The sequence below is a fragment of the Oligosphaera ethanolica genome (genome assembly GCF_030814695.1).
Classification (GTDB): domain Bacteria; phylum Verrucomicrobiota; class Lentisphaeria; order Oligosphaerales; family Oligosphaeraceae; genus Oligosphaera; species Oligosphaera ethanolica.
In genome coordinates this window covers 1,821,648-1,841,108 of record NZ_JAUSVL010000001.1, presented here as the reverse complement: position 1 = coordinate 1,841,108, position 19,461 = coordinate 1,821,648, and the positions used below count along the sequence as shown (strand labels likewise).

General features: G+C 61.9%; 16 protein-coding genes and 1 tRNA gene. 8 read left to right on the top strand and 9 right to left on the bottom strand.

The genetic code is table 11. The annotated features are described in order from the left end of the window. Positions 1 to 61 precede the first annotated feature (61 nt). The 6 genes from rsmD to J3R75_RS06200 form a co-directional block, all read right to left on the bottom strand. On the bottom strand, positions 62 to 646 hold the full coding sequence (rsmD, locus tag J3R75_RS06225) for a 16S rRNA (guanine(966)-N(2))-methyltransferase RsmD (RefSeq protein WP_307260527.1): 585 nt from the start codon (positions 644 to 646) through the stop codon (positions 62 to 64). Beyond that, positions 643 to 921 carry a hypothetical protein gene (locus J3R75_RS06220; RefSeq protein ID WP_307260525.1) on the bottom strand — a complete coding sequence of 93 codons (279 nt, stop codon included), beginning with the start codon at positions 919 to 921 and terminating at the stop codon, positions 643 to 645. The genes rsmD and J3R75_RS06220 overlap by 4 nt, the downstream gene beginning before the upstream one ends. A 13-nt stretch (positions 922 to 934) precedes the next feature. Next, a complete protein-coding gene (locus J3R75_RS06215; RefSeq protein ID WP_307260523.1) occupies positions 935 to 1,738 on the bottom strand; it encodes a hypothetical protein in 804 nt (267 codons plus the stop codon). Continuing rightward, complete coding sequence (locus J3R75_RS06210) at positions 1,735 to 2,262, bottom strand: ExbD/TolR family protein (protein ID WP_307260521.1); 528 nt, start codon at positions 2,260 to 2,262, stop codon at positions 1,735 to 1,737. Before J3R75_RS06210 ends, J3R75_RS06215 begins: the two co-directional genes overlap by 4 nt. Before the next feature lies 1 nt (position 2,263). Beyond that, entirely contained in the window at positions 2,264 to 2,998 is a 735-nt protein-coding gene (locus J3R75_RS06205; RefSeq protein ID WP_307260519.1) for a MotA/TolQ/ExbB proton channel family protein, read from the bottom strand. An 864-nt stretch (positions 2,999 to 3,862) separates the two neighbouring features. Then, positions 3,863 to 4,279, bottom strand: a complete 417-nt coding sequence (locus J3R75_RS06200; protein WP_307260517.1) for an NFACT RNA binding domain-containing protein — start codon at positions 4,277 to 4,279, stop codon at positions 3,863 to 3,865. A 389-nt stretch (positions 4,280 to 4,668) separates the two neighbouring features. Between J3R75_RS06200 and J3R75_RS06195 the strand changes: the two genes are divergently transcribed. Next, positions 4,669 to 8,319, top strand: coding sequence for a glycoside hydrolase domain-containing protein (locus J3R75_RS06195; RefSeq protein ID WP_307260515.1), 3,651 nt, complete (start codon positions 4,669 to 4,671; stop codon positions 8,317 to 8,319). A 93-nt stretch (positions 8,320 to 8,412) separates the two neighbouring features. On the opposite strand, the gene J3R75_RS06190 is transcribed toward J3R75_RS06195, so the two are convergent. Then, positions 8,413 to 9,111 (bottom strand): DUF1559 family PulG-like putative transporter, encoded by a 699-nt coding sequence (locus J3R75_RS06190; RefSeq protein WP_307260514.1) that lies wholly within the window; start codon positions 9,109 to 9,111, stop codon positions 8,413 to 8,415. 62 nt (positions 9,112 to 9,173) lie between these two features. Next, positions 9,174 to 9,872 (bottom strand): DUF1559 family PulG-like putative transporter, encoded by a 699-nt coding sequence (locus tag J3R75_RS06185; protein WP_307260512.1) that lies wholly within the window; start codon positions 9,870 to 9,872, stop codon positions 9,174 to 9,176. A gap of 587 nt (positions 9,873 to 10,459) precedes the next feature. On the opposite strand from J3R75_RS06185, the gene J3R75_RS06180 reads away from it, so the two are divergent. The 3 genes from J3R75_RS06180 (at position 10,460) to larC (ending at position 13,031) form a co-directional block, all read left to right on the top strand. Next, positions 10,460 to 10,533 (top strand) — tRNA-Gln (locus tag J3R75_RS06180). Positions 10,534 to 10,622: 89 nt separating this feature from the next. Further along, positions 10,623 to 11,444, top strand: a complete 822-nt coding sequence (locus J3R75_RS06175) for a histidinol-phosphatase (RefSeq protein ID WP_307260510.1) — start codon at positions 10,623 to 10,625, stop codon at positions 11,442 to 11,444. A 42-nt stretch (positions 11,445 to 11,486) separates the two neighbouring features. Next, positions 11,487 to 13,031, top strand: coding sequence for a nickel pincer cofactor biosynthesis protein LarC (larC, locus tag J3R75_RS06170; RefSeq protein WP_307260508.1), 1,545 nt, complete (start codon positions 11,487 to 11,489; stop codon positions 13,029 to 13,031). Between the two features lie 660 nt (positions 13,032 to 13,691). On the opposite strand, the gene J3R75_RS06165 is transcribed toward larC, so the two are convergent. Beyond that, positions 13,692 to 14,900 carry a hypothetical protein gene (locus tag J3R75_RS06165; protein WP_307260507.1) on the bottom strand — a complete coding sequence of 403 codons (1,209 nt, stop codon included), beginning with the start codon at positions 14,898 to 14,900 and terminating at the stop codon, positions 13,692 to 13,694. Positions 14,901 to 15,402: 502 nt separating this feature from the next. Here J3R75_RS06165 and eda point away from each other — a divergent pair. From eda to J3R75_RS06145, 4 genes are all read left to right on the top strand, one after another. Continuing rightward, positions 15,403 to 16,029: a bifunctional 4-hydroxy-2-oxoglutarate aldolase/2-dehydro-3-deoxy-phosphogluconate aldolase gene (eda, locus tag J3R75_RS06160; protein ID WP_307260505.1), complete on the top strand. Its 627-nt coding sequence runs from the start codon at positions 15,403 to 15,405 to the stop codon at positions 16,027 to 16,029. Between the two features lie 59 nt (positions 16,030 to 16,088). Then, the gene (locus tag J3R75_RS06155) at positions 16,089 to 17,000 is read left to right on the top strand and encodes a nucleotidyltransferase family protein (RefSeq protein ID WP_307260503.1); all 912 of its coding nucleotides are present in this window, start codon (positions 16,089 to 16,091) and stop codon (positions 16,998 to 17,000) included. An 86-nt stretch (positions 17,001 to 17,086) separates the two neighbouring features. Continuing rightward, positions 17,087 to 18,538: a hypothetical protein gene (locus tag J3R75_RS06150; RefSeq protein WP_307260502.1), complete on the top strand. Its 1,452-nt coding sequence runs from the start codon at positions 17,087 to 17,089 to the stop codon at positions 18,536 to 18,538. Positions 18,539 to 18,591: 53 nt separating this feature from the next. After that, a complete protein-coding gene (locus J3R75_RS06145; RefSeq protein WP_307260500.1) occupies positions 18,592 to 19,422 on the top strand; it encodes a hypothetical protein in 831 nt (276 codons plus the stop codon). Positions 19,423 to 19,461: the final 39 nt, after the last annotated feature.

The window sequence follows — 19,461 nt, the reverse complement described above, 5'->3', positions numbered from 1 at the left end:
GAAAAAGCACGGCTGGACGAAGAAAATCCGACTGACGGGTCGGCTGGTGCTGCCGGCGTGCTCACTGCACGAGCTTAGCGAAGGCCACTGCGCGGATGCCGAAGGTCTTGATCTTAAGAGTGCGCCAGGGCGAGTCCGGCGACCATGGCAGACTTACGTCGGCGCCGAATTCCAGGACGAGGAGGGCCTGCGGTCCGGCCCAGGCGGCGAAGTCGGCATCCAGCAGTAGCTCGCGGGCGCCGTAGGCACCCGCCGGGGGGTGATAGGGCGGATCGGCGAGAATGACGTCGCAGCTGCCGGCCAGCTGCGGCAGCAACGCCGGCGCGCGGCTGGCGTCGCCGCAGAGCACATCGATATCCGGCGCGGACGGATTGCCCATGGCCTTGAGGACAGCCTGGAGGTTCTGCTTGATGACCATGCAATGCGCCTGGGCCTTCTCGACGAAACGGACGCTTCTGGCGCCGCGGCTGAACGCCTCCAGCCCGAGGGCGCCAGTGCCGGCGAAGAGATCGACGACGACGCTGTCGCCGAGGTCGCCGATAGTGGCGAAAATCGCTTCCTTGACACGGTCTTCGGTTGGTCGGACGTCACGTCCTGCCGGGGCGGTGAGGCGAATACCCCGGGCTGCGCCGCTGATGATTCTCATTGGGTGGTGGATGGGCTGTGGGTTTTTTTGTTCAGGTATGGCTCGGCCCGGCCGGCGCAGCGTGGGCACTCGGGCATTTGGGCCTGGCGTTTGCTGAGAAAGACAAGGCCGCATTTGGTGCAGGAGCCTAGCTTGTGCCTGGAGATGTCCCAGGCGACGGCCTGGTCGCGGATAATGGTGATGATATAGGCGACGAAAGCCAGCACGAAAAGCCCCAGGACGTGCAGGAGCATGGCGTTCTGGATGCTGATGGTCATGAAAAAGGCGATGGTCATGGGCAGATTGGCCTTAACTACGGGCTGCGGGCAGGCGCCAGTCGATTTCCAGCAGGAGCTTGCGGGCGCGACGGGGACCGGCGGTCGCCGGCGTGAAGGGCTGGCGTTGGAAATAATCGCGGACGGCGTTGAGCAGCAGTGCATCGAGTTTGACATTGCCGCAACTCTGGCGAATGACCGTGCGGGGCATGGGCAGCAACGGCGTCAACTCGATTTCCAGCAGGGTGATCTGCTGGGGCTGGCCGTGGTCGTTGATGGCCTGGCTGATGAAATCCGGCTGGATGATGGGCGGGTCAATGACCAGACGACCACGCAAATCGCGCCAGAAAATGCCGCTGGGTGTCTGCCATTGCGGCAGAGGCGGTATGGTCAGCGCCGTATCCCGCGGCCATTGCTCGGTCAGCAGCAAGTCCAGGCTGCTCAAGCGAATGGGCAGGGCCATGGCATGAATCACCGGCGGCGTCGGAGCACCCGGATTCCAGACGTTGGCGGGCAGCGCCGCGCGGAATTCATGCTGGGGCAGGGGGCGAAAGCGCGCAAAGCCCATGTCGATATTGGGCAGGATAAAGATGGTCGGGTCGCTGATACTCAGCCAGTCGTATATCGTCGCCAGAGCTGGGGCGGTCCCCGCCTCAGGGCGGGGCGGTAGACTGACGACCTCGGCGTCGTTCGCACTGTTGGTCTGCGGGTCGGCGCTGGTGCTGGTAACGTCGAGAAAAAGCATTGGCGACAGCAAGAGCAGTGCCGTCGCGCAGGCGAAGAGTCGGCGCCACAGGGCGTGCGTGCGATAAGTTTGGCGGCGGTTTCGGCGCTTCATGGCATCTGGCTACTGCGAGCTGGGGCGAGGTTGAGCTGTGGCGCGGCGTTCGTCGCTTCGACGTCGGCGACAAGATAGACCCCGAGGCCGAGGGAGCGCGCCAGAGCCATCACGGCATTGATACGTTCATAGGGCAGATCTTTGTCTGCCCGCAGGGCGACCATTGGTGGGCGCGAGGCCTTGGGAGCGGTGGCGGGATCGAGATTGCGTCGGCGGGCGCTGGTGATGTTGCTTTCCCGGACTCGCTCGCGCAGCTCTTTTTCCAGGCCGTGCCAGTCGAGGGCTTTTTCGTTGAAGAAGATCTGGCCCGAGCGGGTGATGGTGATGATGAGTTTGTCGGCTTCGTGCATCTCGGCCTGCGCGGTGCGCGGGAGGCTGAGCGACGTCTCGACCTGGGTGCCAGGCCAAAAGACCACGCTGTTGCCGATGAGGAAAAAGATCAGCAGGATGAAAAACAAGTCGAGTATGGCGACCAGCGGGTACTGGCCGGCGGTGACGCCCATAGTGCTTTTCCAGCGCGGCATATCAGAGGTCTTTCTGCTTGTCGTCGTCCATCTCGTCGCTGATCGTGGCGTTGTCGATGGCGCTTTCTTCGGTGGGCGTGGCGGTCAAGGCTGACACGGCGCCTTGGTCGGCGGGCGTGAATTTGCGCGCTGCGAGGAAGTAGATCATTTCGCTGGCGCTCTTTTCCATATCGAGGACGATCTTGCCGATTTGTTCGGCGAGGATGAAGTAGAACAGCTGTACTGCGAGGGCGACAATGAGTCCCATGACGGAGCTGATGAGGGCGCTGCGGACATGTTCGGCGAGCTGGATGGTTTCGACAAAGTGGCCCTGGCCCTGCATTTTGCTGAAGATGCTCATGAGGCTGATGAGGGTGCCCAGTAGGCCCAGCACGGGGGCGATCTGGCCGATGGCGGCCAGCAGCTTGGTATTACGTTCAAGCCGGGGAATCTCGGTCAGTGCGGCCTCGTCCACTGCCTGGCGGATCTTCCCCTCGTCCTGGTCGCAGTGGCAGATGGCGGCGCGGACTGTGGCAGATACCGGTCCGGGCGTGCTGTCGCAGATGGCGATGGCCTCGACGACTTTGTTGTTCTTGAGGATGTTGAACAGCCCGCGGAGAAATTCGCGGGTATCGATGCGAGCGCGATGGCAGTAGAAAAAGCGGTCGAGGAAGATGATTGTCGCCAGAAGCAGGCAGCCCAGAAGCACATAGACAATGGGTCCGCCGTCGTTGAGCAGCTGTTGAAAATAGGACATGGACTTCTCCGTTGAGTAAGACAAACGGCCCGGGGGCCTTTTTAAGTGTAAACTTGTAATCTAGCACGATGTGGCAAAAAATGCGTTGCGATCGCCGGCTCCGGCACCAGATTGTGGGTGATGCCTTGCTCATTGATGCCAGTCGTTCACGCCGCAGTGCCGGCTTTTTTTTGCAGCATTTTGTCTTCAGCGCCAAAGGCGCGGCCTAAGACAGCCCAGGGCAAGCGGCGCCGATGGCGCGCGCCGCCCTGGGTAGCGCGCCATATTGGTCCGTGTTCCTCAGCCTCTTTGGCTTCAGTCGGCGAAGCTGACTGGGGCCAAAGAGGCAATGGAACTCACTTGCTTGCCTGAGGGGGACGGCGGCGGCATGCCAGGTATGCCACTTTATCGCAGGACGCGGCGTGCCTCGCCAATGTGGCGCCCTCCGGGCGCAATTCTAACTTGCTATCATACCCCTGGTTGCGGCGCCCTCCGGGCGCCTCACCAGGGGTTATGCATGGTCCGGCCCTCTGGGCCGAACTTGGCCGATCTGACGACTTGCTTTGTCCGGTTCGGGCCGAAAACCACCATCATTAAATATCGATGTTTTTGCGCCGTAGGCGCTTAACCATGCTTAACCCCAGGCTTTAGCCTGGGGACGCAGCCTGCTAACAGACAGTGCCTCGTAGAGGCACCACAGTTTTGGTTATCAATCACTCCTATGAAACTCGCTGCCGCAAAGGTCGGCGGAAATCAAGGTCGAATGGCTGGGTAGCGACTGGCCGTGGGTTTCCTGCAAATTGTCCCCGGTGTTTTTTCCCACCGGGGTGGTTACTGACCGATAACGAGATTGTGCTCGGTGATGCGTGGTAACAGGGTGCCGCCTTACGCCGGGCCGTCCTGCGGCAATCCTGGTTTGACCCGGATGATTTTTTCCTTGCTGATGGTGACGGTGCCGGGTTTGGCGCCACGGGGCTTTGAGACATTGCGTGCCTGGGTGCAGGACACTGGGCAGTTGCCGCCGTCGCGGGCCTTGCTGTGCCAGGCGGCGATGGCGGCGGCCGCGCGAAGAATGTCAGCGTCGGGCGCCTTGGTTTTGTCGGCGTGGCTGAGGACGACGTGGCTGCCGGGCATGGCGTGAACGTGGAACCACCAGTCGTTCGGGTGGGCGCAGCGCAGGGACAGCAGGTCGTTGTCGTCGTCGGTTTTACCGGCGCGGGCCAGCCAGCCGTCGGCGAGGTCGTATGACCAGCAGCGCGGCTCAGGCGGGCCGTCGTCGGGATTTGTAAATGATTTTCGCATGCGAATATGTCGTGTAAGCAATAAGAAGAGTGTGTAAGCCCTATACCATAATGCCGGGGGGCTGGTTCCGCAGGCGATGCTGGGGAAGAATAAGCAAGCGGACGGAGCGTCGATTTGATCGGTCTGATCGACTTAGTTTTGTCGCGGACGGATCGGACGGATCGGACGGATCGTCGATTTGATCGGTCTGATCGGACGGATCGTCGGTCTGATCGGTCTGATCGGTCTGATCGGTCTGATCTGATTAGTTGTTTTCAGGTGGCAAGACAGGCGCAGGGGCTTACATTTGGCTGTTAGCTGCTTATTCGGCAATCTGTCGGGCGTAGTTTTTTGCAGATATGGTTATCGCAGTATATGTCGGTCTACAATAGAAAAGGAGTGCGGGTATTATGACAAGAGCAAGAGGATGGGTGTTGGGGCTGCTGGTTTTGTTTGCGTTACCGTTGTCGTTGTCGGCGCAGCCGTGGCATGACCGGCTGGCGTTGAGTCGGCAGGACAGTTGGCGCGGTCGTTTTGCCTTGCAGTTCAGCAATTTGCCGACGATGGACGCCAAGCAGATGCTGCCGGTGGGTGTGCCGGTGGCTGGCGAGGCTGGTGTGTCTGCCTCCCTGCCGCTGGTGGGTATGCCGGTAGCTGGCATCCGAGTGGTGGCGGCGGACAGTGGCGCAGAACTGTTATGGGCGGTGGCCGATGCAAGCGGCGAACGCGTCGAGATTGGCGTGGTGCCTGCGGCTGGGACGCTGTACGTGCCGGTTAGCCCGGATGGGGCGTCGACGCAAAAGCTGCTGGTGTACTACGACAATCCGTCGGCCTGGCCAGTGTCGGACTACTTGCGCATACCGACTGCTGGCGATCTCAACGGCTCGTTCGAGAAAGTCGCCCAGGGCATGCCGGTGGGCTGGCGCCCGAAGCTGACTGATGCGCAGCATCGCGTCGAACTGGCAACGGACCGTCCTGCGGACGGCGCGTACTGCGTCAAGGCCACGGCTGATGCCAATGCCGAGTCCAGTTGGTTCGGCATTGAACGAGCGGGCATGCCGGTGCAACCCGGGGAAAAATACATGCTGCGGGTGCGGGTGCGCGGCGAGGGCGTCACCGAATCGGCCGGCTGGTTTGTGCATGTGGGCAGTCCCGGCAATTCACAGATGGTCAATCGCGTGGTCAGCGCTGGCAAGGGCAACTTTGACTGGCAGGAGTTGAGCCTTGAGGTGGAAATACCCGCTGGTGCCACTCTGCTGACGACTGGTTCGGTGTTGCGTGGCGCGGGCGCCGCCTGGTTTGATGACTTCCGTATGGAAGGCGGCTCGGATGCACCCCGCTACACGTTGGCGGTCGGTGCCGCCGAACGGCAGTTGTTGCAGCGCGTGGGTGCCGACGTGCCGTGGTTGTCCGCGCCGCGCGGCCGGCCGTGGCTGTTCCGGGTGCCGGTGAAAGTCATGAACACCAGCGACGAACCGCTGGCGGGTGTCTTGGCCAATATCGCGACCAGCGACGTGTTCCGGCGCTTGCAGAACCCCGACTTTCGCCTGACCTATGAAAACGAGGATGTCAAGGTCACTCGTTTTGGCGACGGGCTGCTTTTCACCTGCTCGGTGCCGCCGCGGACGGAAAAGGTGTACTACCTCTACGTCAGCGAAGACCGCTCGGCAAAACCGGCGGCGGCGCCCAAGCTGCAGAGTGCGCTGGGCAGCGATATTCCCTCGGACCAGATACTGGTCGAGCTGCCGCCGAGTGCCGGCGTTGCCGACTACGTCGCGCTGATGAGCAGCAAGGCCAACATGCTACGCAATCCCAGTTTTGAAGATGGTGCCATGTTGCCTGAATACTGGCTGGGCAGTGGCGAGAAGGAAGACGCGTCGTCGTCGTGGTTCAGCCTGGGACGCCCGGGTGGCTTTGGGGCGCGCTACGCGCGGCTGGACGTCCCGGCAGGCAGCAAGCCCGACTGGATTGGCTGGCGGCAGAGCGTGGCCATCAAGCCCGGGCAGACCTACATTTACGGCGTGTGGATGGCCAGCGAGAAACTCAGCGCCAAGGCGCAGCTGCATGCGCACCTCCGCAATGAGGCGGACGAAGTCTGTCCAGGCGGCTATCTCGGTGCTGGCCCGGGCGTCCAGGGCGACAGCGACTGGACGCCGTTGTTTGGGTCTTTCACCGCGCCAGCCGATGCCCGCACTTTCCAGATGCATCTGACCATGAACTGCACTGGCGTGCTCAAACACGACGGAGCCTTCCTGGCGCCGTCGGTGCGGTCCATTGTGGGGATTCCCGAAGTGGCACCGGTGCCGCCGGCGGCATTGATGGCCTGGCAGGTCAATCCGGTGGTGAAGGTCTTCCCGGAAGATACGCCGCCGGCGCAGGCCCGCGACCTGCTGGCGCGGCCGGGGGTGTTCAGCCGCTGGTTTGGGCGCCAGGCGGCGCCACTGGCGGTGAGTCTGGCCAAGGGCGAAGACGAGGGCCTGCATGTGGCTCTGCGCAGCGGCGTGACGCGCGATGATCTGGAGTTGGTCCTGCCGCAGTTTGCCGACGCGGGCCTGGAACTGACAGCGGGCGTGCTGGGCTATGTGCCCATCGACCACCGCAGCGGCTACTTCAGCAACCGCCGGCCGGAGTGGGAGCGCAAACAGCCCACGGGCCAAGGCAGCACCGACGGTTGGGCCGGCATGTGGCCGGACCCCATCATGCCCACGGCCAAACTGACCTTGCCGGCCAACGACACCCGCGCCATCTGGGTGTCCATCCGCGCCAGCGCCAATGCGCGCCCGGGCACGCATCGCGGCCAGATCGAAATACGGCAGCGCGGCGAGTTGCTGGCGACCTTGCCCGTGGCCATCACGGTGTGGAATTTCACCTTGCCGGCGCGTCCGAGCCTGGCGGCGGTCTATGACTACCGGCCCACACCGTGGGCGCTGTGGTCGCAAGGCGGCCTCAATGGCGCCCAGCTCCAGGATCAGTTCCTCGCCTTCATGGCGGACAAAAAGGTGTCGCCTGACAATGTCCTGGCGTCGCCGTCTTTCAAGCTCGGTGCCGACGGCGTGGTCACGGCGGATTTCAGCGCCTACGACCAGGCCGCCACCCGGCATTTTGACGAGCTCGGCTTCGTGCGTTCCTACACGCCGGGCTTTTTCTATCTCTTCGGTTGGGCGTATCCGCCGAAGAAGGTGCTTGGCGTCGCGCCCTACGAGGGCGAGCATCCGTGGGCAGACGTTCCCCGCGACCAGCTGCGGCCCGAGTACAAGTCGGTCTATCAGCAATGCTTGAAGCTCTACATGGACCACATGCGCGAAAAGGGCTGGGCGGACAAGATTGTGCTCTACATCTCCGACGAACCTCACTTCAGCCACGAGCACATTCGCGTCCAGATGAAGGCCCTTTGCACCATGATCCAGGAGGTGGAGCCCGACATGCCGATCTACAGCAGCAGCTGGCGGCATTGCCCCGACTGGAATGGCGCCATCACGGTGTGGGGCGCCGGCAGCTACGGCTGCTTCCCTGAAGAGGTGTTGCGCGAACGCGCCGCCGCTGGCGATCGTTTCTGGTTCACCACCGACGGCCAGATGTGCACCGATACGCCCTACTGCGCCATTGAGCGCCTGCTGCCGCATTACTGCTTCAAGTATGATGTCGAAGCCTATGAATTCTGGGGCATCAACTGGCTGACCTACGACCCCTGGAAATACGGCTGGCACGCTTACATCTCCCAGGCCGACCGGCCCGGTGAGGACGCCCGCTACTGGATCCGCTACCCCAATGGCGACGGCTTCTTGGTCTATCCCGGCGAACCGGCCGGCTTTTCCGGCCTGGTCACCACCATTCGCCTCGAAGCCGCCCGTGACGGTGTAGAGGACTACGAGTACCTCCTGCTGCTGAAAAAGGCCGCGGCGGCCGGCTGCGGCGAAGCCGCCGATATTATCGCCCAGGCTGCCGAACTGGTGAGCATTCCCAACGCTGGCGGGCGCTACTCCACCAAAATCCTGCCTGATCCCGAGGCGCTGACCCGCCTCCGCCAGCGCATGGGCGAATATCTCAATCGCCAGCGGTAATTGTTGCCGAAGAAAATTGACTGAAAAATGCGCCGGCCCGGCGGGTACTTCCCGTCGGGCCGGCGCGTGTTGCTGACTGGTGGTTATGGCGTGTTATTCATTGAACCACATGCGCCGCGCGGCGCTGCCGGTGCTGGCGATGTAGTTTGACCAGGCGCCGATGCTCTTGGTCCAGGCGACATGGCCATCAATCATCACCAGATTCAGGCCGCCGCCGTGGCGCGGCGCGGTGACGCCGGCGCCGAGCTGATTTTTGGTATTGGTGTCAGTAGACGGCGTGCCGCCGACGCAGAAAGCGCGGTTGGTCAAGTTGACCTGATCGCCGGCCCAGGCCAGTTCGGACGGTTGTTTCAGCTCGCTCTGGTTGGTGCAGGGATTCCAGCTGCTGATCTTGAAGTTGTTGGCGTAGGAGCCATGGCACTTGATCAGGTCCACGGAACCCGAGGTCATGATGATATTGCCGGAGTCGAAGGACGTCGTGCGGTCATCGGAGGGGCAGCGCATGATCTTGCTGTCGCCGATGTAGGTGACCATCTGTTGGCGCCAGGTGACGCGGCTGGCAGCGAAACCCGTTCCCATCAGGGCCGATTCAACCTGCGGGATGTTGCCCTGGTTGTCGTCCATGTACATGTTGATGGCCAGGCCGACCTGCTTAAGACCACTGGCGCAGGAAATGGTGCGGGCCTTCTCCCGGGCTTTGCTCAGAGCCGGCAAGAGCATGGCGGCCAAAATGGCGATGATGGCGATGACGACGAGGAGTTCGATGAGCGTGAAGGAGCGGCTTTTCATCATTCTTCTTTCATTTGTGGGGGCTGAGTAAGCAGCTGCAGATAATGCAGCCAAACAGTAAGGTCCTATTTCTTGTAATACGCATAGGTGAAGAGAATCCGGCCACCGTTGCGGAAAAGACGCCAGTTTTCCAGGGCAACATGGCCATCGACGTAGGTGATGTTTGAGCCCACGCCATGGGCGGTGGCGCTGTCGTAGTTTGTCGCGGTGGAGTTGAGAACTCGGCAAAGCCGGTCATAAAAGCCCTGCGTGTCAGCTGGGCCGCTGAGATGCGACGTGCAGTCGCCGAAAAGGAAGGTATCCGAGGGTGCCTTGAGGTCGTTGAGGGTCATGGGGGGCTTGGTGCCATTGTCGGCGGCATGGAGGTTTTCGTTGATGCCGTAGCAGGATTTGATTTTGGCGCCAGGGTAAAGTTGGTTGCTGTAATAGCCGCCGTAGTTGCGCAGGTCGCTGTCGGTGCGCACGGGGCAGATGAACGCGTTGCCATCGCCAACATAGGGATAGACGGCGGTGGTCCAAAAGGTGGGCTGCTGGGCCAATGGCAGCTGGTAATGGCTGGCCCAGTGCCAATAGGGGAAGGCGTCACTGAAATCGGCTTGGTACATGGTCATGCCCAGGCCGAGCTGCTTTAGATTGGACGTGCAGGAAATTGCCCGGGCCTTCGCGCGGGCTTTACTCAGAGCCGGCAAGAGCATGGCCGCCAAAATGGCGATGATGGCGATGACGACAAGGAGTTCGATGAGCGTAAAGAACTTTTTCTGCATGATCTTCTCCTAGTTGGGATTGGTTTTCTACGCCTTAACGAAAAGTACCCGTACTAATGATAATGAACGCCACGCTGGCCAAAAGCCAAGGACTGCGAGTCTTTGCCATGATATGAAGGCGAAATGCCTTTTTCTTTTTGTCAACAAGAACAGTGTAGCGATTTTTTGGGAATGAAGCAAGTGCCTATTTGATGAAAAAGACACAAAAATGGGCTGATTGTGACGGGTTCATGGTATTATTTGTGATTCAATCGCGTCACGCAGCTTCTTTCATTGCGGGTAGTCGATACGTGGCTGTCGCGCAACGCCAACCGGTCGCCATGGTCCGCAGACTTTTCTGCAGGCATTTGTTTTGAGCGCGCACATGCCAACAGGATGATGGGGGCGCCAGGGCGAGCGAAAAGGGTGCAGGGGACGACTGGTGCCGGTGGGGACTCCTGGACGGCAGCGCGCCGCTGCCCGGGGGCATGTCGGGCATCCGTTATCAATGACAGAGGGATTACCGGCGAATCAATTTTTGTCGGTGGTGGTGGTTGACAAGAGCGGTTGATCAGATATTTTAACTGCTCGTCAAAAGATTTCATGGATGCCCGATGGTGTAATGGTAGCACAACTGATTCTGGATCAGTTTGTCTTGGTTCAAATCCAGGTCGGGCAGCCACAGTTCAGACCCAACTCGTGTGAGTTGGGTTGTTTTGTTTCAGGTAGGTTAGCTGTGGCGGTACAGTCCACAGATCAGGTGGAGTGGCGGTGACAACACGGCGGAATTTTCACACGCACACGGCGTTGTGCAAGCACGCGTCGGGCGGTGTGGCAGACTACTGCGAGGCAGCGGTGGCGCAGGGCGTAACGGCGTTGGGCATCAGCGATCACACGCCACATCCGGACGGTCGTTGGCAGAGCACGCGCATGGCGATGGCGGAACTGCCGGGTTATGTGCAGGCCATTCGTGACGCGGCGGCGGCTTATCCGGGTTTGCGCGTCCATGCGGGCATGGAATGCGAGCATGTGACCGAGCACGTGGCGTTTTACCAGGATGAATTGCTGGGGCGGCACGGTCTTGCTTATCTGATTGGCGCGGCCCACTGGTATCCGTATGCTGGTGAGTGGGTGCCGATCTATGGGCAGCAGATGGACGTTCAGCAGCTGCATGCCTACACCGACCACATCGTCAAGACCATCAGCAGCGGCCACTATGCTTTTATTGCCCACCCGGATTTGTTCGGGGTGGCGTACCGTGGCGCCGGCGAGGAACTTCACGCCTGTGTACGAACCATTGCGCAGGCGTCGGTGGACTGCAAAGTCCCCTTGGAAATCAACGCCTACGGTTTGCGCAAGAAGATGATTGAGGACGGTGCCAGCTGGCGATTCATGTATCCGCTGATGACGTTTTGGGAGATGATCGCCGAATACCAGGCGCCGGTGATGGTCAGCTCTGATGCCCATCGACCGCAGGATGTGTGGGGCAATACCGATGAATGCCTTGACATCGCCCGGCGTTATTCGCTGCAGGTCGTCAATGAGGATTTTCTGGTGGATCAAGGCGCTCCCGCGCGTGGCAGCGGGAGCTGACGCGCTTCAAGCCGTGAATGGTCAGTCGGAGCAGAAAGGGCGATGAACATGCGGGTATTGAGTTTGGAACCCCTCTCGGGCGCTGCCGGCGACATGATTCTGGCGGCATTGATTGATCTCGGCGCCGATCCGGCACCCATCACGGCCACTCTCCAGGAATGCGGACTGGCCGGCGTTCAGCTGGCATTCACCCGGGAAAAATGCCGCCACGGCATCATGTGCGGATACCTGCGGGTCCTGGAACATGGCGCTGATGCCGATGGGCACGACCACGACCACGCGCATGCCCCCGGCGAGGCCCATGAGCATGAGCACGACCACGCGCATGCCCCCGGCGAGGCCCATGAGCACGACCACGATCACGCGCATGCCCCCGGCGAGGCCCATGAGCACGACCACGACCACGCGCATGCCCCCGGTGAAAATCCCGTCCACACACACGACCACGACCATGGCGATGGTGTCGTGCACTCGCATGACCACACGCACGCGCCTGGTGACCCGCAAGTCCACGGCCATACGCATGATCACGGCGATGAGCATTCTCACTCGCACAGCGACGTTGGCGCGGCGATTCCAGCTCACGTGCATGCGCATCGTGGGCTGAGTGACATCTTGTCGTTGATACACGGCAGCAGTGCGGCGGCGCGGGCCAAAGCGCGGGCCGAGAAGATTTTTCGGCGACTAGCGGCGGCTGAGGCCGCGATACACGGCGTGAGTCCTGACGACGTGCATTTCCACGAAGTGGGCGCGGTTGATTCGATAGCGGACATTTTTGGGATATGCCTGGCTTTGGAGCAGCTGTCAGTCGACGTTGTGTACTGCAGCGGCTACAAGATTGGCCATGGCACGGTTCGTTGTGCGCACGGGGTGATGCCGGTGCCGGCACCGGCGACGGCAAAGCTTCTGGAAGGCTACGCGGTGACTCGCCTGCCGATCATGGGCGAGTTGACGACGCCGACGGGGGCGGCGGTGCTGACGGCTTTGAGCGAGGGCGCATTGCCCTCCCAGCCCATGACTCTCCTTGGCACGGGCTACGGCCACGGTCGCAAAGAATTTGAGCTGATGCCTAATGTGGTGCGCGCGCTGCTTTTTGAACCGGCCGACGGCAAGGCCGGACTGCAGACGGATGTCGTGGCCGTAATCAGTTTTGAAGTGGACGACATGAGCCCGGAGGCCCTCGGCTATCTATTGGAGCGCGGCCTGGCTGCTGGCGCGCTGGACGTCAGTTTTGTCGCCGTGCAGATGAAGAAGAACCGCCCTGGCACGCAGGTGCGGGTGCTGGCGCGCTGCGAGGACGCGCAGCGGCTGGCGACGCTAGCGCTGCGTGAAACCAGCACGCTGGGCGTGCGCATGCGCGAAGAGCGCCGCTGGGTGCTGTCCCGGCAAGCCGAGCTCATTCAGACACCCTGGGGGGCATTGCGCTGCAAGCGCGTCATGCGACCAGGCGGGCACAGCGAGCTGGTGCCCGAGTATGACTCGGCGCGCGAATTAGCCATGGCCAGTGGCCGGCCGCTGCGGCAGATCATGGACGCCGCCCGTAGCTGGGACGGTGCTGCTGATGCTTCCGGTGCTGAGCAGCGCTAGGGAGAGGCCGTCCGCAATGCATTAGGTAGGTTTTGCGAGGGGGAGGAAAGGGGCAACGCTCCTTTCCTCCCCCTCGCGCTCTCCCACCTAGCCATTTTCGGCTCAGCGCTAGGCGATAGTATGGGGCCGTTCGATAATTACATTTACAGCTATACCCAGGCACGCTGAAAGCGTGCGACATCGCAAACAATAAAAAGTGAGGCTCCATTGCCTCTTTGGCCCCAGTCAGCTGCGCCGACTGGGGCCAAAGAGGCCGAGGAACACGAGCGCAATAAGCGCTGTACCCAGGGTGGCGCTCCGCCTTCGGCGTCGCTTGCCCTGGGCTACGATGACAGCGCCCTTCCAGGGCGCTTGCCGCTTCGCGGCCGGGGAAATGTTGGCCGGCGACAAGGTATGACATGAAAGAGCGTTTGCACTGCAATGTGTAAACGTAATTTGTGAACGGCACCTATGTACTAAACTTTTCTCCGTTGTTTTTCGGCAGTCATATCTATATTTATGATCAAAAGAACACCGGATGAAGGCAGTCTTGACAGGCAAAAGTCGTCTGGGGACTTTTCGAAAGACCTCTAGGCCGCGACGTGCCCCGCTGCCGGGGACGTGAGGCCGCGACGTTGGTTAGCTGTCGTCTGCTGTTGCTGGTGGCGCCGCTGATCATGGCTATTGCGGCGTGGTGAAAAACACCCAGTAAGGCCGGTTGGCTTCTCGATTGCCGGTGACGGGGCGGTAGTTGCCGCCTTGCCAGGACCATACGGCCTGAGGTGCACCGAGCCAGAGGCCAGCCGTGTCGAGGGTGGTCAGAACCCACGGGCCGGTAGCCAAGGCCGCCGCCGCGTTCGTGTCGGATTCCAGATAAACCCGCAGGGTGCCGCTAGCCAATGCGAATAGCCAGTGCGGCCCGGCCCGGAGGTCACGGCTGCGGACCCAAGCTTTTGCACGGTCTGACCAGGTCATTGCTGCGCATTGCCGGAGCAGGGTCTGCCATGGCTTGGCTGGCGGCGCGGAAAAATTGACCAGATTCCAGCCAGGCAAGACGGACAGATCCGTATAAGCCATAGCCGGGCCGTGGGCGGTGACGAGGAACTGGTGGCTGCCGGGCGAGCTGACAGGCACTTCGCCAGCCTCATGCAGATCGTATGAATGCAGCGGGTTGGCCATATCGACCAGGCGTACCGCGTTGTCGCCGATGATCTCCGCCAGTGCCCAGCTGATGCTGAGGGACTGGCTCTGTAGAGGGATGTTCACCTGGAGTAGCCACTGCATGGCCTCGGCATGGCGATGGCAATCCCAGGAGAGCGCGGCGGGGGTATTGGCACCAGGTCGCAGCGCTAGCAGCGCGGCCGATGGCAGGTCCTCCTTCGCTGGTGGCGCCAGGAGCCGATCTTCTTCGGGCACGATGTTGTCGCTGGCGTCACGGTCGCTGACGGCATGCAGCGTGTAGCAGTCGCCGTTCTGGCTGGTGATGCGCAACGGCAGGTAAAAGGGGTAGCTGCTTGGCGCGCGCAGTTCGTAGACTGCGTTCAGAGTGCTATAGCGACTGGGGTAGTCCAGGTTGATGACCCAGTCCGACGGAGCGATGCAGCCGGGGACATGCCGGAAGCGGACGCAGTACTGCTCACAGGACAGTTCGAGCTCGCTGCCGCTGCTATGCCATTGCTCGCCGTCGATGGACCAAGCCGCGCCAAGCGCAACGGCTCCCGCTGGCTCAATCTGCACTGTCAGAAAGGCAGTGGCAGTGGCCGGAATGTCCGCCGGCAAGGTCTCGGCGACTGAGTTGTCGGACCTCGCCAAGGTGTTGCTGCTGAGGGCGATTGTCACGGCCGTGACGACGCCGCAGCAAAGCAGCTGTTGGTGGTGGAATGAGGCCATGTCGCGCCTGTGAGTGAATGAGCCGTGGTTGCGGTGAGTGGTGAATAGTGCCGGGGCTGGGTGTGGGCCGGTGACACGCGCCGGCATGCCTGTAAGAGTAAGGCTACATTCTGGTGATGTAAAGCCGCAACGCGCTCTGTGATAACATATTGTGATTTGTTGTGATTTGGCTCCACCCGCGCCGCCGGCGCTCCTAGGATGCCTGCCGACTGCAATCGACGGCAATCGACGGCAATCGACGGCAATCGACGGCAATCGACGGCAATCGACGGCAATCGACGGCAATCGACGGCAATCGATGGCAATCGACGGCAATCGACTGCCGCCGCGCCGGCGGCGGTCCCAGGAGTCTTGCCGCCGGGACCGGTTGCCCGTAATTGGTGATAGTGGCTATTGGCAGGTTGCGTTGCGGTGGCTGGGGATTACATTGAGAAGGTTACGCCTTTGGCGTTCGCGAGATGCTTTGGAGCAGTTTTTTCATGGGCAAAGTGTGAGGTCGACCATGTTTGATCGTTTGCGTTCATATGGTGTGGTGCCGGTGGTGGCGGTGGACAGTCCCGACGAGGGGCTGCGTTTATGCGAAGCGCTCATCGCAGGCGGTTTGCCGGTGGCGGAAATCACTTTCCGGACGGCAGCGGCGGAGGCTACGATCCGCGAGGCCGCAAAGCGCTTTCCCGAGATGATTCTTGGTGCCGGTACCATCCTGACTGCGGAGCAGATGCGCAAGGCCGTTGACGCCGGGGCGCGCTTTGCCGTCGCGCCGGGCTGCAATCCGACGACCATTGCCGCCGCGCGTGAGTGCGCCATGCCCTTTGCGCCGGGCGTCTGCACGCCCAGCGATGTGGAGCGCGCTGTCGAAATGGGCTGCTCGCTGCTGAAATTTTTTCCGGCGGAGGCTGCTGGTGGCGTCGCGATGCTGAAGGCTCTGCTGGGGCCCTACGGTCACCTGGGCATCAGCTTCTGCCCTACGGGCGGGGTGACGACCGGCAATCTGGCGGAGTATCTGGCGATACCGCAGGTGGCGTTTGTCGGCGGCACCTGGGTTGCGAAGAAAGAGCTGATCAAAGCCGGTCGCTGGGATGACATCGCGGCGGTTGCGGCAGCCGCGGTGGCGGCTGCGAAGCGCTGAAGGGCGCAAGACGGCTAGTGCGCTCGCAATTGGCTCCAGTGATGTGATGGAAGGATGAGATGATGGACGCTCCGACTCTCTTGGTGCTTGCTGCCGGCCTGGGCAGCCGCTATGGTGGAATCAAGCAGATGGACCCGGTGGGCCCCGACGGCGAATTTGTGCTCGACTATTCGATATACGACGCGTGGCGGGCGGGCTTCCGGCAGGTCTGCCTGGTCATTCGCGAGGAATTGCGCGAGCCCTTGCGCGAGCATTTCGCGGCGAAGCTCGCCGGCAAGATGAGCCTGGATTTTGTGGTACAGCGACTGGACGACTTGCCGGCCGGCTTCAGTTGTCCGGCGGGGCGACAGAAGCCATGGGGCACCGGGCATGCGGTCTGGTCGGCGCGCAACGCGATCAGTGGCCCTTTCGCGGCTATCAATGCAGATGACTTTTACGGGGCCGAATCCTACCAGGTGCTGGCGGATTTCATGCGCTCACCGCAGTGCACGGCGACGACCTACGCGATGGTCGCTTACAAACTGGCCAACACCCTGTCGGAGCACGGGTCGGTTTCGCGCGGTGTGTGCAGCAAGGACGCGCGCGGCGAGTTGCAGACGGTGGTCGAACGCACGCAAATCGAAAAAACTGCCGGCGGCGCGCGTTATCTTGATAATGATGGCCAATGGCAGGCGTTGACGGGGAATGAGCCCGTGTCACTCAATTTCTGGGGCTTCATGCCGGGGCTCTTCGCCCATCTCGAGACGCTGTTCAAGGAATTTCTGCAGGCGCGCGGGCATGAGGCCAAATCCGAATTTTATATCCCGACTGTGGTTGACACGCTGATCCATCGTGGGGAATGCCGGGCGGTGGTCCTGGAGTCCAGCGAACGCTGGTTTGGCATGACTTACGCAGAGGATCGCGCCGTGGTGGTCGAGCAGATACGGGCCTTGACCGCGGCGGGCCGCTACCCGGCGTCGCTGTGGCGCTGAATGAGCAACGTGGCGCCGCGCCCGATGCGGGCGGGGGCGTCGTTAGGCCATCTGAGGCAAACAGTAGGTAACAGGAGAAGGCAGATATGCAGGATGTATTCAAGCTGGTGAAAGCGCCAACGCAGCCAGTATTGGACCCGGAATTTTGCCCGCCCGCCTTGTGTAATCGGGCGTTTCTGGCAGATGTTAACGCGTCGGGCGCGGCGGTGCCGCTGCTGATTGCCGTTGAACGTGATCGCCAGCGCGTGTCGTGTTTTTCGACGCGGGTTTATGATATGCGTCATCCTGCCGCGGCGGCCAATTACTTCTACGTGGACCGCGTGGTGAAATTTCTCCTGTGGCAGTTTGGTGGTTGGAAAGTGACGGTTCATGGTCCGCAGGAGCTGGTGACCTGGTTGCGGAGCTGTTACAGTCGCACGGGCATGCGGGCATTTGACGCCGAGTTCTGGGGCGAGCAGACCTACGAACAGCCAATGACCTTTGTGCACGCGCCGACCCCGGCAGATATGCCTGTTGCCAGTGACGGCGCCAGCAGCGCAGTGAAGTTGGACTGGACGGGCTGGCGCATTGGTTTCGATCTCGGCGCCAGCGACCGCAAGGTCGCCGTGGTCAAGGACGGCAAGCTGGCGCTGCGGGCGGACGGCGAGCCGCTGCTCAGCGCCGAATACGTCTGGGATCCCAAACCTCAGACCGACATCCGCTACCATTTCGACCAGATCATGTGGGTGCTCAAAGAGGCCGAAAAGGCCATCAAGGCGGTAGATCCCGAGGCGAAGGTGCAGGCGATTGGCGGCAGTTCGGCCGGCGTCTATGTGGATGGCCGGGTGCGAGTGGCGTCGCTGTTCCGCGGCATCACGCCACGCGAACGCTTCGAGCGTGAGGCCGCCCCGATCTTTAAGACGATTGAGCAGGCATGGGGCGTGCCCCTGCGGCTGGAGAACGACGGCGATGTTACGGCGCTGGCCGGCGCCATTGCGCTCAATGACGGCGCGGTCCTCGGGTTGGCGATGGGATCGTCACTGGCCGGCGGTTATGTGGATGACCAGCGCGCGATCAAGGGCTGGATGAACGAGCTGGCCTTTGCGCCGGTGGATTACAACCCCCGGGCGGCGGTGGACGAGTGGTCGCGGGACTTCGGCGTTGGCGCGAACTATTTTTCGCAGCAGGCCGTGGCGCGGCTGATACCGCTGGCGGGCATTGCCATGCCGGACTTGCCGGAGCATGATTTCCCCAAACGCCTGCTGCGGGTGCAGGAACTGATGGCCGCCGGCGACGAGCGGGCACGGCGCATTTACGAGACAATCGGGGTGTATTTGGGCTACAGCGTGGCCCATTACGGCGATTTCTATCCCTGCGTGCGCCACGTGGAAGTACTCGGTCGCGTGGTCACCGGCGATGGCGGCAAGATCATTTTGGACAAAGCCAAGGCGCTGCTCCGCCGGGAATTCCCCGCGCTGGCAGTGAATTTCTACGAGCCCGACGAGCGGGAAAAACGGCACGGCCAAGCGGCGGCGGCGGCGAGTCTGCCGCTGGCGTGAACGCGCGTACATGACAGCCCTGCGTGCCAAAAGCAAAGTGAGGAAAGCATAGCATGATGACCAATAAAGAACGCAATGAGCTCATTGCGCAGAAACTCAACGAGGGCATGTCGCTGTCCGATGTGCAGAAGCTCCTGTCCGATGAGCATGGCCTGCGCATGACCTTTCTTGATCTGCGCCTCATCGCCGCCGATCTCAGCGTCGATTGGCAGAAACACGACAAGCCCAAAACCCCGGCGCCAGCTGCAGTCGTCGCCGCGCCAGCTGCCGACGCAGGGGCGGGCGAGACGGATGCCCTAACTGAGGCCGAGGACGCATATGATGAGGACGATGACGAGGTAGAGGATGGCGGCGCCGAGGATGACGAGGTCGCCGCCGCGCGCGAAGGCGATGCCGACGATGACGCTACCGATGCCGATGACGACGGCTCTGGCACTCGCGTGACCCTGGACGCGCAGCCGCGCCGAGGCACGGCCATGAGCGGCGCGGTGCGCTTTGCCTCCGGGCTGCACGGCGGGTGGTATATGGATCAGACGGGCCGCCTGGGGCTGCAACTGGCCGAGGGCCAGGACGCTCAGCCCAGCGAGGACGACATCAGGCTGTTCCAGACCAAGCTCAGCGCGTTGCTACAGAAGATGCAGGACGACTTGGCCCGCGAGGCCGCTGAGGGCAAGACCAAGGTCGATGTCAGCCCCGTGGTCCGCCCCGGCGCGATGTTCAGCGGCGACGTGGAATTTGCGTCTGGCGCCAAGGGCGAGTGGACCCTGGATCAGTCCGGCCGGCTTGGCTTCCAGCTCGGCGAGGGCTCGGCGAAGCCGACGCCGCGGGACATGCAGCTCTTCCAGATGGAGTTGCAGCGCGTCCTCCAGAGCAAGGGCCTCTAAGCGCCAAACGACCGGAAGACGGGCGCGCGACAGTCGGCG